The following is an 18,141-nucleotide window of genomic DNA, read 5'->3' as shown; positions in this document are numbered from 1 at the left end:
GGACTGGGAGGGTAGGTAGTCGCGGGGTTTTTTTTTATGTTTCTTGCGGTGGCTTATTGTAAGCTGCTGTTTTTTGTTTGGGGGATATGCTTTGGGGGATTTTTAAGATTTTCTTATCCCTTTACCTTGTCTTTTATGTAGTATCTTTCTACGTTTACCTGTTGAGTTTACTGGATATGATTCCTTTTGATATTCACTCACAACTCTCCTATTAAAAAAGAGACCTACAGATCTCTTTCTTTTTATCGGATTTTTTACTTTTTTCTTGATTATTTTTGTTTTTGGTTATTATATTTGTTTTATTGTGGTATAATTACCAATAAATTTTATAGAATATTACATTGTTATAAAGAGGATTATATGCGTAAATTTTTTAATAAATATAAACTTTATTTTCTTTTAATGGCTATATTGATTTTTATTGCCAATATAATATTATTTATTTTATATATAAATGCTCCTAAAGTTTTTACTTCCAGTACCTTTATTAACGGTATAGATTGCTCAAATTTAAATGTAAAGCAAAGTGAAGAAAAGTTGATTAATGAGTGGAGTAAAAAAAATTTTATAGTTCAGGATGGTGATCATAAAGGAAACCTAAGCTTACAAGGATGTACATATGATATAGAAAAAGAACTTGAAAATTTGGCTGATCCTGATTTCTTTACTTATGTTTTAATGAAGCTACATATTAAGGATAAAAACTTAAGTATTCCAATGAATATAAAACAAACAGGAGATAATTTTGATAAAGATTTTGATGAATTGTTTGTTTTTGATAATGAAAAAAACAAGATACAAACTAAAGATGCGTATATTGATTTAAACAGTAGAAATTTTGATATAGTAAAAGAACAATACGGGAATAATATAGATAAGGATTTATTGAAACAAGATATAATCAAATTGATTTCAAATGGAGAGTTTGTATTAAATTATAATGAAAGTAATTATATTAAGAAGCCCAAGGTATACTCTGATAGTTCCATTCTTATAAAGGAACAAGAATACCTGAAGAGTTTAGACTTTCCTAAGATAATTTATGTTATGCCTAAAGGCGAGCTGAAAGTAAAACAAAGTCACATACTTCAAATGTATGGAATAAATAATAAGACCATTAAAGCAAGCATGAATTCGAATAAACTTATTGTTGATAAGAAATATGTGAAAAAATTTGTTGATACTTTGGCCAATAAATATAATACTTCAGGTCGTAACAGGAAATTTAAATCCTCTAAAAAAGGGACAATATTTATTACGGGTGGAGATTATGGATATGTTATAAATCGTGAAAAAGAATTTAAAAGATTAATAAAAGATTTGAATTTAAATAAAGATGTAAAAAGAACTCCTAAATATGCAAGAACACCATATGATAAGAGTGATGAAGTTGGTAAAAGTTATGTGGAGCTTGATTTGTCCTTACAGCATTTATGGGTATATAAAAATGGTAAGTTGATTGTAAGCACAGATGTGGTTACAGGAGATTTAGCGAATGGTTATGCAACTCCTTCCGGGATTTACTATTTAAAATATAAGCAAAGAGATACAACACTTAGTGGGGATAATGCTGATGGATCTCGTTATAATAGTAAGGTTTCTTATTGGATGCCCTTTAATGGAGGAATAGGATTACATGATGCTACATGGAGAAGTTCCTTTGGAGGAAATATTTATAAAAGCAATGGAAGTCACGGTTGTGTAAATATGCCTCCTGCAAAAGCAAAAAAGACATTTGATACCATTGAATCGGGGTATCCTATTGTTGTTCATTATTAGAGTATTGAAATCCATTTGATTTAAGATATTATAGATAAAAAAATACTGATTTTATCGTTATATATTAATCGTTTACTTTATATTTGAAAGAAAAAAGAATAAATTGCCGGCAATATCTTTTTTGTTTGATTATACTTTTATTAAATTAAAAAATATTATTAAAAATACTTGAAAATAAATTATATAATGAATATAATACAAGTATAGAAAACGTTAACAAATCATGAGGTACATGATAGCAACGAAATTATATGTTGCATTTAATTATTTAAAATATTCTATGTATAAAAGATAGAATAAAATTGAATGAGTGTAATGATAAAATATATATTATGCAAAAATAAGAATGAAAGTAAAGATGTATAAGTTCATCGAAGAAAGGCGTAAATATATTGAATTATGAATTATATTTATTCAGAAATATAATATCTCAAACAATTTATTTAAATAATTGAATATTGTGTAACGTTGAAGCTGAAAATCTGAAATGTATGGAAAAGAAAAAATAAAATGTAAAATAAACATTATAGAAAATCTTTTCAAGATAAAGTACATGGAAGGTTAAATATTGTAAAGCGGAAGGAGGAAAATAACATCATAATAGTGTAAGAGTTTATCTACAGGTAAGTATTTGTGGGAACACAAAAGTTAATTTAATATAAATATTAGTTACTATATAAATATGAAAAGGCGAGTAAACCTTTTGAGAAAGTAGTAAAATGGTTGAATTAGGTTGATAAGGATAAAAAAATCCTGTAGATAAACTGAAAGAATGGTAAGATGGTGGTGAAATACAACAAACATAGATTAAAAAGGTAAAGAAAACTATATGATCGAAGATGTTGTAGGAAAAGTAAAAGTTTTGTTTTTTGATGTTAAATAAAATCTGCATTACAATATGAGGGTTAGAAACCTAAAAGAAAAAGAAGCTAAGGCTTCTTTTTCTTTTTAATTATTTTATATATTGTTATTTTGTTATGCTATAATAATCATAATAATTATTATATAAGTGAGGTTTTAAAATTGAAAGCTATAGTTTTGGAAGACAAAGAGAAAGTTGTTTATAAAGATGTTCCTAAACCCGAGTGCCCGAAAGATGGTATTCTTTTAAAAATTGACGCAGTTGGTCTATGTGGCTCTGATGTTAGAACATATTCTTCGGGTGTTAATGGTTTAGATTTTCCATTTATTTTAGGTCATGAAAATATAGGGATTATAGAAGAAATCGGAGAAGAAGTCAAAGATTATAACATAGGTGAAAGAGTAATTGTGAACCCTGTAATACCTTGTGGTAATTGTTATTACTGTGAAAAAGGTATGCAAAATTTATGCAATACAAGACTTACATACGGACATCATATACATGGAGGGTTTGCTGAGTATATGGTTATTCCCGGTATAGGTGTTCAAAGAGGACAGATCTTAAAAGTTCCTGACGGTGTAAAAAGCGAAGATATGGTTGTAGTTGAGTTATTGTCAAGTGTTGTTAACTCACAAGAGCTTGTTAATGTTACTTTGGGAGATACTGTTGTAATTATCGGAGCAGGTCCTCTTGGATGCCTACACAGTGAAATAGCAAGACTTAGAGGGGCTAAAAATATTATTATGGCAAACCGAAGTGAAACGAGACTTGAAAAAAGTAAAAAATTCAGTGGAACTCATTTTGTAAACACCTCAAAAGAAGATTTAAAAGAAAAAGTTATGGAGATTACAAATGGACTGGGGGCAGATGTTGTTATTAATTCAACTCCTGCAACAAAACCTATAGAAGAAGGAATTCATTTACTTAGGAAACAAGGTAAATTATTAATTTTCGGAGGACTTCCGAAAGATAATCCAAACGTAAGTTTAGACGGGAATCTACTTCATTACAGCGAAGTACAAGTTATAGGTGGATTTTCAACTACACCGGATAGTTTTAGAAAAGCTTTCGATGTTGTTGCAAATGGAATGATTAATGCAAATTTAGTATCACATATATTGCCTCTTAAGGATATGGAAAAAGGTGTAAAAATGCTTAAGAGTGGGGAAGCCTTAAAAGTGGTATTAAAGCCTTAAGATAAATAAATTGAAGAAACAAAAAAAGTCCTTAAAAGGACTTTTTTAGTTTCTTTTTTCTTTAACTTTTGCAGCTTTACCCACTCTGTCTCTAAGGTAATTAAGTTTTGCTCTTCTAACTTTACCTTGTCTTGTAACTTCGATTTTATCGATTCTTGGTGAGTGTACAGGGAAAGTTCTTTCAACACCTACTCCGTAAGAAATTTTTCTTACAGTGAAAGTCTTTTGAACTCCACCATGTTGTTTTTTAAGCACAATACCTTCAAAAACCTGTATTCTTTCTCTTTTTCCTTCTACAACTTTAACATGAACTTTTACAGTATCACCTACGTTAAAGCTTGGGATATCAGATTTAAGGTTTTCGTTTTCAACTAGTTTTAATAAATCCATCGTTTGTGCCTCCCTTCATCTTCAAGCATTCTTACTTACTTGTTAAGCAGAGGAACACCCATAATAAATAAGCCTAAAGACTTATAGCCTAAAAAGTATATCATAATAAGATAATTTATTCAACTGCTTTTTATATTTTTTACTATTTATTTTAAAGTATAATGCTTTATAATTTAATTTTTATAACTGGGTATTTATGCGCCATATTTTAGTATAAAAAGAGAAAATACTTTTTATTTTTCATAGCAATCCAAGATTTCCCCGTAATATATTACGTGATAATCATTGTTTCCTTCATAATATCTTTTTTCAATGTTATCAATATCCATTATTCCGGATGGGTCCATGGCTTGCTTATATACAACCTTACATTCAAAGTGCACTTTAGCTTCCTCTATTATTGGGCTTTGTACTTTATTTGCCATTTGCAAAGTAAGGTTTGTTTCTTTATATTTATCAAAGTCTCTTCCTGATTTTGTTCCCATAAAAGCAAGTTCTTTTTTTAATGTATTAAATTCAGGTACACTTACTGTAAAACTTTCGGCTTCTTTTATCAGATCATATGTATGTCTCGAATATCTTACCATTACTGTCATTATATCTTTTCCCCAGACTTTTCCTACGCTGGCCCATCCAATAGTCATTGTATTGACTTTATTTTTATTTTTTACTGTTAAAAATACTCCTTTTGGAAGTTGATTGTAGAGTAAATCAAACGCTTCTTTTGTAACCATTTCATTGCCTCCTAAATGATTTATTAATCAATTATAACATTTTTAATGTTTTATAGAAATAAGTTGCTGTTACCTTTATAATTTATTATTTCCTTTATAAAAGGTGACATGCTGTTTCTGTTAACCATTATAAAAAGCTTTTCTTTTGTCCTTGTCATTGCTACGTAAAATAATCTTCGTTCTTCGCTATATGGGAAATCCTCTTTGTTTTTCAGTAGCATTTTTATAAGTTTATCATCGCTGATATTACATGGGAATCCCATTAAATGGTTAAATGTATTAAGTATAAATACATAGTCGCATTCAAGTCCTTTTGCTTTATGTACGGTTAAAAAAGTTATTTTTAAATCTTTTCTTTTAGGGATTTCTATGTTTATTTTTCCGTTTTCGTCTATTGTCAAATCTACCTCATTTGTCTTGGCATAAGTAATAATATCTTTATTATATCTGCCTATAAGCATAACTTTGCTGTTTTTTGGTAGGGAATATATTGCTTTTAAGAATGCCTTATAAAGTCCGTTTTTATTTGGGGATTCTATGAATCTTATTGAATTAACTCCTACTTTATTACTTTTTAATTCTTTCTTTATCTGATAAGGGTTTTTAAGTATAAATTGATTTGATACTTTTGCTATATTTTTATCAAATCTGTAATTATTTTCGATTATATATTCTTTTGCCTTGTACTTTTTTTTAAAATCGTAAAATATATTTATATCGCTTCCCGTAAACCTGAATATACTTTGATAATCATCCCCCACAGCGAAGAGTTCACAATTGTTTTTTTGATAGATTGCATCTACCAGTTCCATTCTCGATGATGATATATCTTGAAATTCATCTATTAATATATATTTGTATTTACTTACAAATAAGTCCTTTTTTACATAAGATGTTGCTTTCAAAATCATATCGTTAAAATCTATCATATTATTTTTAGATAGAAACTTTTCATATGCATCATATATTGGTAGTACTATTTTGTAAAAGGCGTATGCCCTGTTTTTTTCTTCTTCGGATTCCCATTTTTCCAGGTTTAAGATATCATTTCCGTTTCGAGCCGTTGTCTTCATAAGAGTTATAAAATTTGCAACAAGTTTTTTTATAAATCCTATGTTGTATGCAAAAAGCTTCGAAATATTTTTATTAGTATTTTCATAAGAAAATCGCCTGATTATATTCTCATTTTCAAGTTTTGTATAAAAATTATCGATAAATTGACCGTTTTCAAATTCATATGAATATGTAAATATGCTTTTATTTTTAAATTCGTTGTAGTTATTTAAAAAAGATATATATGCATCATAATTTTTGTGTGCTACTCTTTCGTTTTTGGGGTATCCCCAAAGAGGCTTGAATCCGTTTTTGTCGATATTTATATTAAACAAATATTTTTGATATTCCGGAAGGTAGAATCCGGAACATAATTTTTTAAATTCGCTTCCTTTTGGGTTAGTCATAAAATATTCATAATCGATATTATTTAGATAAAGAAGATTGGCAATGCTGTTTTCTTCAAAAGTCATTTTGTATTCATTATCAAGGCTTACGATGCCCTTATCTTTAATGTATTTATACTCATCTTCTTTATGTTTGAAGTTTTTAAAGCTTAAATATTCATGATAATGGTTTATGAGGAAATCATAAAATTCAAAGTAGTTACCTTCTTTAAGTTTTTTATCTATGTAATTACTCACAAAACCTGCTATTTTATTTTCGTAGAGGGTTACTTCATATCCGTCGACGGAATTTATTATTTTCTTTCCCAGCTTATGAAATGTAAATACATCTATGTTCTTATTAGTTGTATCTTTTATTTTTTCTTTCAGTTCTGTTGTGGTTGAGTTTGTAAAACTGAGTATTAACATCTCTTCCGGATTTGCTTTTTTAATTTCTGTTAAGTATTTTATTCTGGCAAGCAAAGTCGTTGTTTTACCGCATCCTGCCCCTGCTACGGCAAGGATGTTTTTTTCGTTGCTGTTTACGCATTTTGCCTGGTTTTCATCTAAAATTTTATTTTCTATTTCGGTAATTAAAATTTCTTCTCTTTTCATAAAATTAATTATATCACTTTTATTGGTAACACAAAATAATATTTCTCATATTATATAAGTGTAAAACAAATAAGAACATAAACTTAGGAGGAAAAAAAGTGGAAGAAAGAAACACAAGAGGAGTAGAATGTTTAATTGTTGATAAGGTATATGACGGTTGCTCTAAGAGAGAATGTATGCAGAATATGCCTTTTGAATTGGATTTAAACGGCGATATTTCAGAATATACTTTCCTTTATGCGCAATTTGGATCGTCAGAAATTGAACATTACGAATGCGAACCGTATTTTACGGAAATGGATGAATGCCATGCCAGATTAAAATGCGTTGTTGCTATTCCTATTTATGCAGTACTTAGAAGAAAGTGCGACTGTAGTGTTATAACGGTAGCTGCAAAACCAATGTGCGGAAATACCGTTCAGGCAGATAATAAAATAAGAATACCTGTAAGTACAATATTTGATTTAAACAGAAAGTTCGTAAGACAAGGAAGATTTTCTCCTGTCAGTGAATGTTTTGTTGAAGCAAATTGTGTAAACAGAGCAAGTGGAAATCAAATTGCTATGACTTTGGGATTTATGATTGTCGTAAATGCTGTATCTAAAGTTAGTCTTAAGGTTCCTACTTTCGGATATTGTGAAATTCCGGACGAATGCAGAGAAGAAGAATGTACTCCAAATTTCTGCGAAACATTTCTTAATGAAGATATTTCAGCATTTAGAGACTTCTTTCCATCAAGCGGTTCATGCAACACCTGCGGATGTGATGACTAATTTTTACTGTTAAATATAGCAGATAATAAAAAAACGAGGTGTTTTACCTCGTTTTTTATTTTAAATAAATGTATTGAAATAATCTTTTACATCGTTGGGAACTTTAAAGTCAAAGCTGATATTACTTAATTTTAAAGTTACATAATTTGAATCTTTGTAAGTGACGATACTTGCAACTTGTATAAACTCATTGTCTTTTTTATCATCGGTTGATTTCTGTGCCTCTTTTTTGAAAAGGATAAATTCCAGATCTGTTACTTCACTTTCCGGAAGGTCTTTTATTTTCCATTCATTTATTTTAATTGCATCTACAAAGTCCTCAATATTGCTATGTCCTGAGATCAAATCAATTCTTTTATTGCTTTTTAAAACATCTATTCTGTCGCTTTTATTAATAGTATCACTGTAATCATTTATATTAAAGTCTTTATTTATGCTGAAACTGCATCCTCCAACCGCAAAAAGCAGCATAAGTATTAAAATGGATGATAGTATTTTTTTCATGGCATTCCCTCTTTAATTGTTAATTTTCTATTTTAGATTTTCGGGATTTAGTCCTTTTAATTCATCTAAAACAAAAATACCGTTTTTTCTTATAAGAGTGTCGTCGAAATAAATTTCTCCGCCGCCTTGTTCTTCTGTTTGTATTAATACAAGATCCCAATGAAGAGAAGATTTGTTGCCGTTATCTGCATCTTCATAGCAACATCCTGGAGTAAAATGTATGCTTCCTGCTATTTTTTCGTCAAACAACGTATCAAGCATAGGTGTGTTTATATACGGATTTATACCAATTGCAAATTCTCCGACATATCTTGCTCCTTCATCAATATCAAGTACTTTGTTGATTCTTTCGTTATTATTTGAAGTTGCTTCTATAATTTTGCCGTCTTTAAAAGTTAGTTTTATATTATCGTATATAAAGCCTAAATGATCACTTTTTGTATTGTAAGAAATAGTTCCGTTTACACTGTCTTTTATAGGTGCAGTATAGATTTCTCCGTCCGGTATATTCATGTTTCCGCAACAAGGGATTGCATTCATTCCTTTAATCGAAAAAGTCAAATCCGTATCCGGACCTTTTATTCTTACTTTGTTTGTTTTTTCCATCAGTGCTTTTAAAGGTTTTACGGCTTCTGCCATTTTTGAGTAATCAAGACAACATACATTGAAGAAATAATCTTCAAAAGCATCTTTGCTCATTTTTGCACTTTGTGCCATTGAACCGTTAGGATATCTTAAAATAACCCACTTTGAATTATCGACCCTTTCTCTTAAAACAGGTCTTAATATACTTGATTGAAGAGATATATTATCACTAGGAACATCACTTAATTCACTCGCATTGTCCGAGCATCCTATTCCTATATATGCATCCATACCTTTCATTTGATATAATTCATAATCATTTTGAAATTCCAGTTGCTCTTTTGTTACTCCCATTAATATTTCTCTGTTTATGCTTGAATCGGTAAGTTTTAAATAAGGGAAACCTCCTGCTTTGTAAACTTCCCTTACCAGGGCTTTTACCAAATCTCTGGTATCTTCTATTCCTCCGGCATTAATAAGAACTTTTTCTCCGGGTTGAACGTTTGTTGAGAATGTTACTAAATTATGTGCCAGTTGTTCTATTCTTTTATCCATAATCAGCTATGCCTCCATATACTATTTTGTTATATATATTTTACCATACTTTATTAATATTTATTATAGATATGGAAAAGAAATATTATTTTTGATAAAATATAAAAAAACAGGAAAGTGGTAATTATGAAAGATTATATCGTTGTTGGTAAAATATTTAATGTTCATGGAATAAAAGGAGAACTAAAGGTATTTCCTTTGACTGATGATATTAATAGATTTAAAAAGTTAAAAAAATGCTTTATTAAAAAAGAAGAATATAATGTATCTATGGCAAGAATAAATAAAAATAATATTATTTTGAAGCTAGATGAAATAAATGACAGAACAGAAGCAGAAAAATTTAAAAATCAGTATATTGAAATATTAAGAGAAGATAGTGTCGACTTGGAAGAGGGAGAATATTTTATAGAAGATTTAAAAGGTCTTAAAGTTTTAAATCAAGAAGGAGAAGAAATAGGGGTAATGGTAGATGTTCTTACTTCAGCTGCTGTTGACATATACGTTTTTAAAATAGATGGTAAGGAACAGATGCTTCCAGCCGTAAAAGAAAATATTATTGAAATAAAAGAAGATTGTTATATAAAAATAAATACGAAAAATTTGGTTTGTTAGGAGATACGATGATTTATAATGTGCTTACGTTATATCCCGAAATAATCGAATCATATAAAGAGGTTGGTATTATAGGCAGAGGGGTAAACAATGGAAATATAAAAATAAATGCCATAAATATAAGGGATTATTCAAAAGATAAACATAGAAGAGTAGATGATGAAATCTATGGAGGAGGCGCCGGTATGCTTATGAAAGCAGAACCGGTTTATGATTGTATAAAAGCAGTAAAACAAGACAGGAATATTCCCGTAATTTACTTTTCTCCAAGGGGAAAGGTGTTTAACAGTGAGCTTGCAAAAGAATATTCCAAATGCGAAGAGATTATTCTTCTTTGCGGACATTATGAAGGAATAGATCAAAGAGCCGTTGATCTTTGTGTTGATGAAGAAATCAGTATAGGAGATTATATTCTTACAGGGGGGCATATTGCTTCAATGGTGTTTATGGATACTGTTAGCAGGTATGTTGACGGTGTGCTTGGAAACAGCGAGAGCTATCAAAAAGAAAGTTTTGAAAACGGACTTTTGGAAGCAAGTCAGTATACAAGACCTGAAGAGTTTATGGGTATGAAGGTTCCTTCTGTTTTATTAAGCGGACATCATAAGAAAATAGAAGAATATATGGAAGAGGAATCTTTGAAAGAAACAGAGAAGAGAAGAAAAGATTTATTGTAAAGGCGACTTATATGTCGCCTTTTATTTTAAAATATTTCACTTTTGGCTCGACTTGAATATACTTCTTCAAGTTCTTTTTTATGGTAAAGATATCCCTCATCGTCATAATACCTTGCGTTTGCAGGGCATTTTTTTATGCAGCCTCCGCACTTTATACATATATTATTGTATTTATGTATGTCATCTTTATCTATTGCTTCCATCGGGCAAACTTCTGCGCAAACCTTACAGTCGTTGCAATTGTTATTTATTTTGGGGCGTACTTTTCTTATGTCTATAAATTTCCCGTTTCTGTCTCTTGGTTTAAAATATGGTCTAATAGGATTTTCTCCTTTTACATTCACCGGTGAAACAGATGTTATTTTATCTTGATTTAAACGTTGTATGATTAAATCGCAAAGTTTATCAGCCAGTTCAAAATCTTCCTCGTCAGGTCTGTTTTTTGCCAAAGTATTTGAGAAAGAATGTTCTCCTACAAATGCTCCTCCTGCTATAGTGTGAAGATTATTTGATTCCAAAATATTTCTGAGTTCTATAAGAGAGTCGTCGTAATTTCTGTTGCCAAAAAGTACTATAGGAACAGCAAGGGCATTTTTCCCCTCTATGTTGTTTTCTAAAAAGGGGAGCAGTATGTTTGGTATTCTACCGGCATAAGTCGGAGACGCAAAAATAACCAGAGTCGTTTCATCAAAATTGAATTTGTCGTTTCTTGCCTTTTTACTTGTATAATTTATTATGTCATAGGTGCTGTTTGTTTTTTCACTTATTGTTTGGGCTATATACTCACAAATATTTTTTGTTGTATCTGTGGCACTGAAATACATTGCAATCACACGTTTTATTTCCATATTTTTTCTCCTTGTTTTATATTACAATTACGCCTAATAATTTTGCGATTTCTATCGCTTGAAATTCGTTTAATTTTACTCCTTTTAATTCTAAAAAATTATCCGATAAGACTATGCCTTCTATAAGGCTGTTGCTAAAGTCCAACGAATTTAATTTTGTTTTGAAAAATCCGGTCATGATAAATTTACATTCTTTTATATCCATTTTCTTTATTTTACACTCATTTAGTCCTGCATTTGAAAAATCACAATTAATCAGCTGTACGAAATGAAAGGATGACATATCTAAGATAGCATATCGAAAATTACAATTTTTTATTTGAGCATCTTTTATGATTGTTCTGTATAAGTTCGCGCCCAGAAATTTTGAGTTTTGAAAATTTGTTTTCGAAAAGTACGCTTCATCAAAGTTGCAATTTGATAAATCGCAATTTTTAAATACAGAATTTACAAATCCGCATTTTTTGAAAGAGCAGTCTAAAAATCTGCAACCTTCGAAAACTATTTCGCTAAAATTTATCTTGGATAAATCTTCATTTGAAAATATTTCATTTTTTATATGAATATTTTCTATATCCAAATCGTTTTCTTTTGCTTCTTCAGCTATGGCAAGAAAATGATTTTTTGTATTTATTTCATTTATGTTCATATTTATGTCTCCGATTGTTTTGTATTTTTTAGAATGATTTTTTGAAGTGTTTGTAAATACTTTGATTTTACTGATATAATGGTATTTAAATTTAAAACAGTGATAGTTGCTCTTTTTTATATTTCTCTATTATGAGATTATTTATTTCGTCATGCTTATATATTATATTATTTTTTTCGCATTCTTTCTGAAATACGTTCCAAAGCTGTTCATGTCTTGGCGATGAACACCAATAAGTATTGCCAAAGGTTGATATGTATTTGTTTTTTACTCCCGGAAATAGTTTATTAAGTTTGTTGTAAAAGTATTCTCGTTGATTATCTCTTAAGGATACCGAAAAAGTATTTTCTGTGTAAATCCATGAAGTATTACATTCTTTTGCTTTTTGAATCAATAATTTTATATTTTCTTTTGTGTCGTTTATAAATGGAAGTGTTGGAGTTAAAATAATACCTGCCAATATATTATTTTCTCTGAGCTTTTGCAATGCACTGAATCTTTTTTTGCTTGAAGGTGCATGAGGTTCTATTTTTTTTGTGAGATCGTCATCGTATGTTGTAATGGTAATATTTACTGCGCAGGGAGAATGTAGGGATATATTTGATAATATATCTATATCTCTTACTATCAGATCTGATTTCGTAATGATACTTACTCCGTACATATATTTATCTATAAGTTCAAGAGCATTTCTGGTTAGCTTAAGACTTTTTTCGCATAAATTATAAGGGTCGCTCATTGCTCCCGTCATTATTATTCCTTTTTTCTTTTTTGTTTTTAATTCTTTTTCTAAAATAACAAGGGCATTTTCTTTTATTCTTACTTCATCAAAGTTTTCTATGTGATAACAACTGCTTCTGCTGTCACAGTATATACATCCGTGAGGACATCCTTTATACAAATTCATTTTGTAGTTTGAGTTGAACCAGCCTTGCGTATGATATGAAGAAAGAATTGTTTTTGCAGGTATTGTTTTCATTTTTTTCCTTTTAAGGCAATGTTAAAAATATAAATTTTAACAATTATTTAATGTTTTATTTGATATCATAAATGATGTTTCTGTTTTTATAAATAATTATTTTGTTTTATTTTAAATCCCGCAAATACGAAAGTAATTGCGGGATTTTGAATAATTTGTTATATATTATAAGATTACTGTTACAAATATTTATTTCTAATATATTCTAAGTCGTCATATAGAAGGTCTTGTTTTGTCATGAAAAATTCGTCTTCTTTTCCCCCATGAGCAAAGTAGTCCATGTATATTGCGGTTTTTGTCAATATTCTGTCTTCCATGATATTATTTCTTGCTTCAAGGTTTGCGATTGCTATCGTCATGAATAATTTATACATTCCTTTTGCAGGATGTTTTTCATCATGGAGAAGGATGTCAGTGATTTCTTCCATTGAAAGTCCGTCTTTTAGAACTTCGTATGTGTTGTTAACTTCTTCTTTGATTAATTTGTAGCTGTTGTTTGCATTTATCTTCATAAAATCACTCCTTTTCCTATATTATACTTTAATTTTTATAAATTACTACTATTATAAAAAAAAATTTGATATAATCATAATATTAAATACAGGAGGAATATGTAAAATGTCAAAAAATATGGTTGCGGATCATGCGATAAGACCTGTGGAAAACGATACTATATTTACAATTTCCGCAAAAGCATCAGAAGCTACTCAAAAATACGGTGCAGAAAACGTAATTAATTCATCAATGGGAGTTTTGCTTGAAGATAACGGGGATTTTGTGGCTTTTAAAAGTGTTTATGATTATTTAAAGAAATTGGATAATCCTAAAATTGCGGCATACGCAAGTATAGAAGGAGATAAAGATTTTTTACAAGCCGTAAAACAAGCGTGTTTTAAAGAGCATATTCCAAATGCATATATTGAAGCTGTTGCAACTCCCGGTGGATCAGGTGCGATTCATCACTCTATTTTTAATTATACAAATATAGGAGATTATGTTCTTACATCAAGTTTGTACTGGGATCCGTATAATACAATGTGTATTGAAAACGGCAGGAGGCTGGATACTTTTAATATGTTTGATAAAAGAGGCGGTTTGGATATTGAGTCGTTTGAAGATAAATTTAATTATCATTTGAACAGACAAAATAGGCTTTTAACCATATTAAATACTCCTGCACATAATCCAACGGGATATTCGATATCTGATGAAGAGTGGGATAGGATAATCAATATATTAAAGGCCGGTGCAAAAAATAAGGATAATAAAATTATCCTTTTGGTTGATGTTGCATATATAGACTTTTGCGATGAAGGGTTTAACAGGCGTAATTTTATGGAAAAATTTGCGGGGCTTGATGAGAATATAATAGTGTTAATAGCATTTTCTGCATCCAAAGGTTACACTATGTATGGACTTAGAAACGGTGCTTTGTTGTGTGTTAGCAGCAATGAGGAAATCGCAAAAGAATTTTTTTATACTTCTTTGCATTCAAACAGAGGGACATGGTCAAACGGCACAAAATGTGCAATGCGTGTGTTGACAGATATAATAAATGATAAAAATATAGGTGAGCCTTTTTATAAAGAAAGAGGGCATTACGTTAAGATGCTTAGAAAAAGAGCTGATGCGTTTTTAGATTCTTCTAAGGAGGAGGGACTTGACCTTTATCCTTATAAAGACGGCTTTTTTGTTTGTGTTCCATGCAAAAATCCTGTGAAAGTATCGGAAAGATTAATGGATAAGAATTTATTTGTGATACCTTTGCAGACGGGGCTTAGGTTTGCGCTTTGTGCAGTCAGTGAAGAAAAGTGCAAAGTTGCACCTAAAATAATTAAAGAAGTAATGATGGAGTGTGATGAATAATTATAACATTAACTTTAAGTGTAAGGATAAAAAGAGAAGAGTGGAAATGAAGAAAAGAAAAAGGCCTGAGATGAAAGTAATAATAAGAAATCTGTTTTTTGTTTTTCTTATTTTATTTATTGCCTTTATAGTGTTTTTTGTGGTTAATTTCAAACCTTTTAATGTGACGACAATAAATAATATAAATCTTCGTGGAGAACTTGAAAAAGTAACTGTTTTTGAGGGAATAGACAGTGAATTTATACAAACGGGTAAAACCTATAAATTTAAAGTAAAAAATGTATATACTGACATATTTAATACTAAAGTAAACGAAGATGTAAAACCCAATCTGATAAAGGTAAAAGTGACAACAAAAGGTGTTAAGGATAAAGTAAAAATAAAGAATAATTCCATAAAAGTTTCCGACAGTATCGTAAGCGGTTCAAGGGTGGATGTAATTGTAAGTTATAATAATCTAAGTAAGTCATATAGTTATAGTATAAAAGATAACTTAAGTGAGGAAATAGATAAAAATATGGTTATAACAAACCCGAATGATTACGATGCTGTTGTAAATAAGAAAAGGCATTTGTCAAGTGATTACAGACCCGATGATTTGGTAGAGGCGAATGTCGATTATGCTCAGTCCAATCTTTCCGTAAGACCTCTTAGAAAAGAAGCGGCACTTGCTCTTGAGAGGTTGTTTGAGGATGCACAAAGAGATGGGTATAAATTTTATGCTTTAAGCGGGTTTAGATCTTATGATATGCAAGTTGGTATATATAAAAATAATATTGCTCAGTACGGAAGTGAAAAAAAGGCAAATCTTTACTCTGCGAAGGCAGGAGAAAGTGAGCATCAGTTAGGGCTTTCTATGGATGTAACCACCAAAGAAGTTGGATTTAGGCTTACGGAAGGGCTTGGAGATACCGATGCGGGTAAGTGGCTTGCTAAAAATTGTTATAAACAAGGGTTTATTATAAGGTTTCCGAAAGGAAAAGAAAAAATTACAGGTTATAATTATGAACCTTGGCATGTGAGGTATGTCGGTAAAACGCTTGCTAAGGTTATACATGACAATGATTTAACATTAGAGGAATATTTTGAAGAAAAACAATAATAATAGATTCAGTACGATTTATAAATATAAAGTTAATAAAAATTATGACGGGGAGAATGTCTATTCTTTTTTAGAGAATGAATATGATTATTCTTCTCGTACTTTTAGATATATAATCAGAGAAGGCAGGCTACTAATTAATAAAAAGGATGCAATGTTTGTCGATACTCTTCATTTGAATGATGTGGTGGAAGTATATTTCCCTGTTGAAAATCCGGATGCAAAAGGCACTGATTTGGACATTGATATTATTTATGAAGATGAAGATATTGTGGTTATCAATAAACCTGCAGGTATGGTTGTTCATATAACGCGTTCACATCCATATGATACTCTTCAAAATGCCATATATTATAAATGGGAAGCAGAAGGAAAAAAATTTAAAACCAGATTTGTGAACAGATTGGATATGGATACTTCAGGTATTGTGGTTATAGCGAAAAATAAGTATGTTCACCATTTTATTCAAAACCAGAGTATAAGAAACGAAATAGACAAAAGATACATCTTACTTGTAGAGGGTATATTAAACGAAAAAGCAGGATTGATTAAGGCGGGAATAAAACGTGCAGAAGGACATCCTTTAAAAAGAATTGTAAGTGATGACGGAAAAGATTCCATAACAGAGTATAAGGTGATTGATGAGTTTGTCGGATATTCTCTTGTGGAAGCAAAGCTGATTACGGGAAGAACCCATCAGATAAGAGTACATTTTTCTCATATTGGACATCCTATTGTAGGAGATAGCTTGTATAATGACAATAAAAGTGAATTAATCTCACACCAAGCCCTTCATGCTAGGAATATTTCTTTTGTTCATCCTAGAAATAAAAGATTGATGCAATTTGAAGCTGAGCTTCCTTTGGATTTTAAAGATGTTGTTAAAAAATTAAAAAAAAGTTAAAATGTTTGAATTTTAATAATAGAGGTATATAATATAAAAAGTATTATTTTCTTAGGAGGAAATAAATTTGAGTGCTGCTAAAAAGAAGAATTATTTAAAGGGTGCTGCCGTTTTAGCCTTTGGCGGAATAATAGCTAAGTTTCTGGGGATGTTTTTAAAGCTTCCTCTTGTAAGAATTCTTGGCGATTTTGGTATGGGGCTTTACGGAAATGCATATCCTGTATATACTTTTTTACTTGCCATATCGGTTATCGGGCTTCCTGTTGCCATATCCAAAATGGTTTCGGAGAGAATGAGCCTTGGTAAATATGACGGAGCATACAGAGTTTTTAAAGTTGCCATAACAACACTTACTGTGATTGGTGCTATTTGCTCAAGTATTATGCTCTTTGGCGCTAATTTTTTTATTTCTGTATTTAAGTGGCATCCTGATACGTATTATTCAATACTTGGTTTAGCCTTTGCTCCTTTATGTGTATGTATTTTATCTTCTTTTAAAGGTTTTTTCCAAGGGATGCAAAATATGACGCCTCCAAGTATTTCACAGATAGTGGAATCTATTGCGAGGGTTGTTGTAGGATTAGGGCTTGCTGTTTTTCTATATAATAAATTCGGTGTTGCTTATGGTGCGGCAGGTGCTACATTCGGTGCTACGGCGGGTGCATTTATTGCCAGTTTGTTTTTATTCTTATGTTTTCTTAAAGTAAGACCGCGAATAAAAAAACAAATAAAAAGACAACAGAGTAAATCGACGGAAGATGCAAAAACAATTCTTAAAATACTTGCGTCAATTGCCATTCCGATAACACTTGCATCTTTGGTTACATCTTCAATGAATTTAATAAATTCTTTTACCGTTTCAGCCTTTCTTCAAAAGGCAGGGTTTTCGGTTAATGAGGCTACCGTATTATGGGGGCAGTTATCTCAAAGAGCTCAAACTATTATAAGTATTCCTCTTATTTTATCATCGTCCCTTGCCGCAAGTTTGGTTCCGACAATAAGTGAATCCTTTGTAAGAAAAGATCTAAAGCAAATAAGACAAAAAACTTTTCTTACGTTTAAAGTTGTT

General features: G+C 30.3%; 18 protein-coding genes. 9 read left to right on the top strand and 9 right to left on the bottom strand.

What is annotated here, in order from left to right:
- Positions 1-360 precede the first annotated feature (360 nt).
- Both QZ357_RS08050 and QZ357_RS08045 read left to right on the top strand, forming a co-directional pair.
- On the top strand, positions 361-1,779 hold the full coding sequence (locus tag QZ357_RS08050) for a L,D-transpeptidase family protein (RefSeq protein ID WP_290776079.1): 1,419 nt from the start codon (positions 361-363) through the stop codon (positions 1,777-1,779).
- Between the two features lie 1,023 nt (positions 1,780-2,802).
- On the top strand, positions 2,803-3,837 hold the full coding sequence (locus QZ357_RS08045) for an alcohol dehydrogenase catalytic domain-containing protein (RefSeq protein WP_290776078.1): 1,035 nt from the start codon (positions 2,803-2,805) through the stop codon (positions 3,835-3,837).
- A gap of 45 nt (positions 3,838-3,882) precedes the next feature.
- Here QZ357_RS08045 and rplS read toward each other — a convergent pair whose 3' ends face one another.
- The 3 genes from rplS to QZ357_RS08030 all read right to left on the bottom strand — a co-directional run bounded on the left by rplS (position 3,883) and on the right by QZ357_RS08030 (position 7,015).
- Positions 3,883-4,227 (bottom strand): 50S ribosomal protein L19, encoded by a 345-nt coding sequence (gene rplS / locus QZ357_RS08040; RefSeq protein ID WP_290776077.1) that lies wholly within the window; start codon positions 4,225-4,227, stop codon positions 3,883-3,885.
- Between the two features lie 233 nt (positions 4,228-4,460).
- Positions 4,461-4,961 carry a flavin reductase family protein gene (locus tag QZ357_RS08035; RefSeq protein WP_290776075.1) on the bottom strand — a complete coding sequence of 167 codons (501 nt, stop codon included), beginning with the start codon at positions 4,959-4,961 and terminating at the stop codon, positions 4,461-4,463.
- 50 nt (positions 4,962-5,011) lie between these two features.
- Positions 5,012-7,015, bottom strand: a complete 2,004-nt coding sequence (locus QZ357_RS08030) for a UvrD-helicase domain-containing protein (protein WP_290776073.1) — start codon at positions 7,013-7,015, stop codon at positions 5,012-5,014.
- 98 nt (positions 7,016-7,113) lie between these two features.
- Between QZ357_RS08030 and QZ357_RS08025 the strand changes: the two genes are divergently transcribed.
- The gene (locus QZ357_RS08025; RefSeq protein WP_290776072.1) at positions 7,114-7,788 is read left to right on the top strand and encodes a hypothetical protein; all 675 of its coding nucleotides are present in this window, start codon (positions 7,114-7,116) and stop codon (positions 7,786-7,788) included.
- 60 nt (positions 7,789-7,848) lie between these two features.
- Here QZ357_RS08025 and QZ357_RS08020 read toward each other — a convergent pair whose 3' ends face one another.
- Positions 7,849-8,292 carry a hypothetical protein gene (locus tag QZ357_RS08020; RefSeq protein WP_290776071.1) on the bottom strand — a complete coding sequence of 148 codons (444 nt, stop codon included), beginning with the start codon at positions 8,290-8,292 and terminating at the stop codon, positions 7,849-7,851.
- 27 nt (positions 8,293-8,319) lie between these two features.
- The gene (locus QZ357_RS08015; RefSeq protein ID WP_290776070.1) at positions 8,320-9,432 is read right to left on the bottom strand and encodes an aminopeptidase; all 1,113 of its coding nucleotides are present in this window, start codon (positions 9,430-9,432) and stop codon (positions 8,320-8,322) included.
- A 126-nt stretch (positions 9,433-9,558) separates the two neighbouring features.
- Here QZ357_RS08015 and rimM point away from each other — a divergent pair, with 126 nt between their 5' ends.
- Complete coding sequence (gene rimM / locus QZ357_RS08010; protein ID WP_290776068.1) at positions 9,559-10,047, top strand: ribosome maturation factor RimM; 489 nt, start codon at positions 9,559-9,561, stop codon at positions 10,045-10,047.
- Positions 10,048-10,055: 8 nt separating this feature from the next.
- Entirely contained in the window at positions 10,056-10,724 is a 669-nt protein-coding gene (gene trmD, locus QZ357_RS08005; protein ID WP_290776066.1) for a tRNA (guanosine(37)-N1)-methyltransferase TrmD, read from the top strand.
- 26 nt (positions 10,725-10,750) lie between these two features.
- Here the strand turns inward: trmD and QZ357_RS08000 are convergent, their stop codons facing one another.
- From QZ357_RS08000 to QZ357_RS07985, 4 genes are all read right to left on the bottom strand, one after another.
- A complete protein-coding gene (locus QZ357_RS08000) occupies positions 10,751-11,572 on the bottom strand; it encodes an EFR1 family ferrodoxin (protein WP_290776064.1) in 822 nt (273 codons plus the stop codon).
- Between the two features lie 16 nt (positions 11,573-11,588).
- Positions 11,589-12,221, bottom strand: coding sequence for a pentapeptide repeat-containing protein (locus QZ357_RS07995; protein ID WP_290776063.1), 633 nt, complete (start codon positions 12,219-12,221; stop codon positions 11,589-11,591).
- Positions 12,222-12,312: 91 nt separating this feature from the next.
- A complete protein-coding gene (locus QZ357_RS07990) occupies positions 12,313-13,200 on the bottom strand; it encodes a radical SAM protein (RefSeq protein ID WP_290776061.1) in 888 nt (295 codons plus the stop codon).
- A gap of 179 nt (positions 13,201-13,379) precedes the next feature.
- Positions 13,380-13,712, bottom strand: coding sequence for a hypothetical protein (locus QZ357_RS07985; RefSeq protein ID WP_290776059.1), 333 nt, complete (start codon positions 13,710-13,712; stop codon positions 13,380-13,382).
- 106 nt (positions 13,713-13,818) lie between these two features.
- On the opposite strand from QZ357_RS07985, the gene QZ357_RS07980 reads away from it, so the two are divergent.
- From QZ357_RS07980 to QZ357_RS07965, 4 genes are all read left to right on the top strand, one after another.
- Positions 13,819-15,066 carry an aminotransferase class I/II-fold pyridoxal phosphate-dependent enzyme gene (locus QZ357_RS07980; protein ID WP_290776057.1) on the top strand — a complete coding sequence of 416 codons (1,248 nt, stop codon included), beginning with the start codon at positions 13,819-13,821 and terminating at the stop codon, positions 15,064-15,066.
- A gap of 46 nt (positions 15,067-15,112) precedes the next feature.
- The gene (locus QZ357_RS07975; protein ID WP_290776055.1) at positions 15,113-16,168 is read left to right on the top strand and encodes a D-alanyl-D-alanine carboxypeptidase family protein; all 1,056 of its coding nucleotides are present in this window, start codon (positions 15,113-15,115) and stop codon (positions 16,166-16,168) included.
- Positions 16,152-17,072, top strand: a complete 921-nt coding sequence (locus QZ357_RS07970) for an RluA family pseudouridine synthase (RefSeq protein ID WP_290776053.1) — start codon at positions 16,152-16,154, stop codon at positions 17,070-17,072. The genes QZ357_RS07975 and QZ357_RS07970 overlap by 17 nt, the downstream gene beginning before the upstream one ends.
- Positions 17,073-17,139: 67 nt before the next feature.
- A partial coding sequence (locus tag QZ357_RS07965; RefSeq protein WP_290776051.1) for a polysaccharide biosynthesis protein occupies positions 17,140-18,141 on the top strand: 1,002 nt, incomplete at its 3' end.

It is taken from the genome of Anaerofustis sp., from assembly GCF_019420015.1.
GTDB lineage: Bacteria > Bacillota > Clostridia > Eubacteriales > Anaerofustaceae > Anaerofustis.
This window is presented reverse-complemented; position numbering and strand designations above follow the sequence as displayed.

Coding starts and splice junctions, on each gene's coding strand:
- QZ357_RS08035 (WP_290776075.1), bottom strand. CDS start 4,961: ATGGTTACAAAAGAAGCGTTTGATTTACTCTACAATCAACTTCCAAAA.
- QZ357_RS07995 (WP_290776063.1), bottom strand. CDS start 12,221: ATGAACATAAATGAAATAAATACAAAAAATCATTTTCTTGCCATAGCT.
- QZ357_RS08030 (WP_290776073.1), bottom strand. CDS start 7,015: ATGAAAAGAGAAGAAATTTTAATTACCGAAATAGAAAATAAAATTTTA.
- QZ357_RS08015 (WP_290776070.1), bottom strand. CDS start 9,432: ATGGATAAAAGAATAGAACAACTGGCACATAATTTAGTAACATTCTCA.
- QZ357_RS07990 (WP_290776061.1), bottom strand. CDS start 13,200: ATGAAAACAATACCTGCAAAAACAATTCTTTCTTCATATCATACGCAA.
- QZ357_RS07985 (WP_290776059.1), bottom strand. CDS start 13,712: ATGAAGATAAATGCAAACAACAGCTACAAATTAATCAAAGAAGAAGTT.
- rplS (WP_290776077.1), bottom strand. CDS start 4,227: ATGGATTTATTAAAACTAGTTGAAAACGAAAACCTTAAATCTGATATC.
- QZ357_RS08000 (WP_290776064.1), bottom strand. CDS start 11,572: ATGGAAATAAAACGTGTGATTGCAATGTATTTCAGTGCCACAGATACA.
- QZ357_RS07975 (WP_290776055.1), top strand. CDS start 15,113: ATGAAGAAAAGAAAAAGGCCTGAGATGAAAGTAATAATAAGAAATCTG.
- rimM (WP_290776068.1), top strand. CDS start 9,559: ATGAAAGATTATATCGTTGTTGGTAAAATATTTAATGTTCATGGAATA.
- QZ357_RS08050 (WP_290776079.1), top strand. CDS start 361: ATGCGTAAATTTTTTAATAAATATAAACTTTATTTTCTTTTAATGGCT.
- trmD (WP_290776066.1), top strand. CDS start 10,056: ATGATTTATAATGTGCTTACGTTATATCCCGAAATAATCGAATCATAT.
- QZ357_RS07980 (WP_290776057.1), top strand. CDS start 13,819: ATGTCAAAAAATATGGTTGCGGATCATGCGATAAGACCTGTGGAAAAC.
- QZ357_RS08020 (WP_290776071.1), bottom strand. CDS start 8,292: ATGAAAAAAATACTATCATCCATTTTAATACTTATGCTGCTTTTTGCG.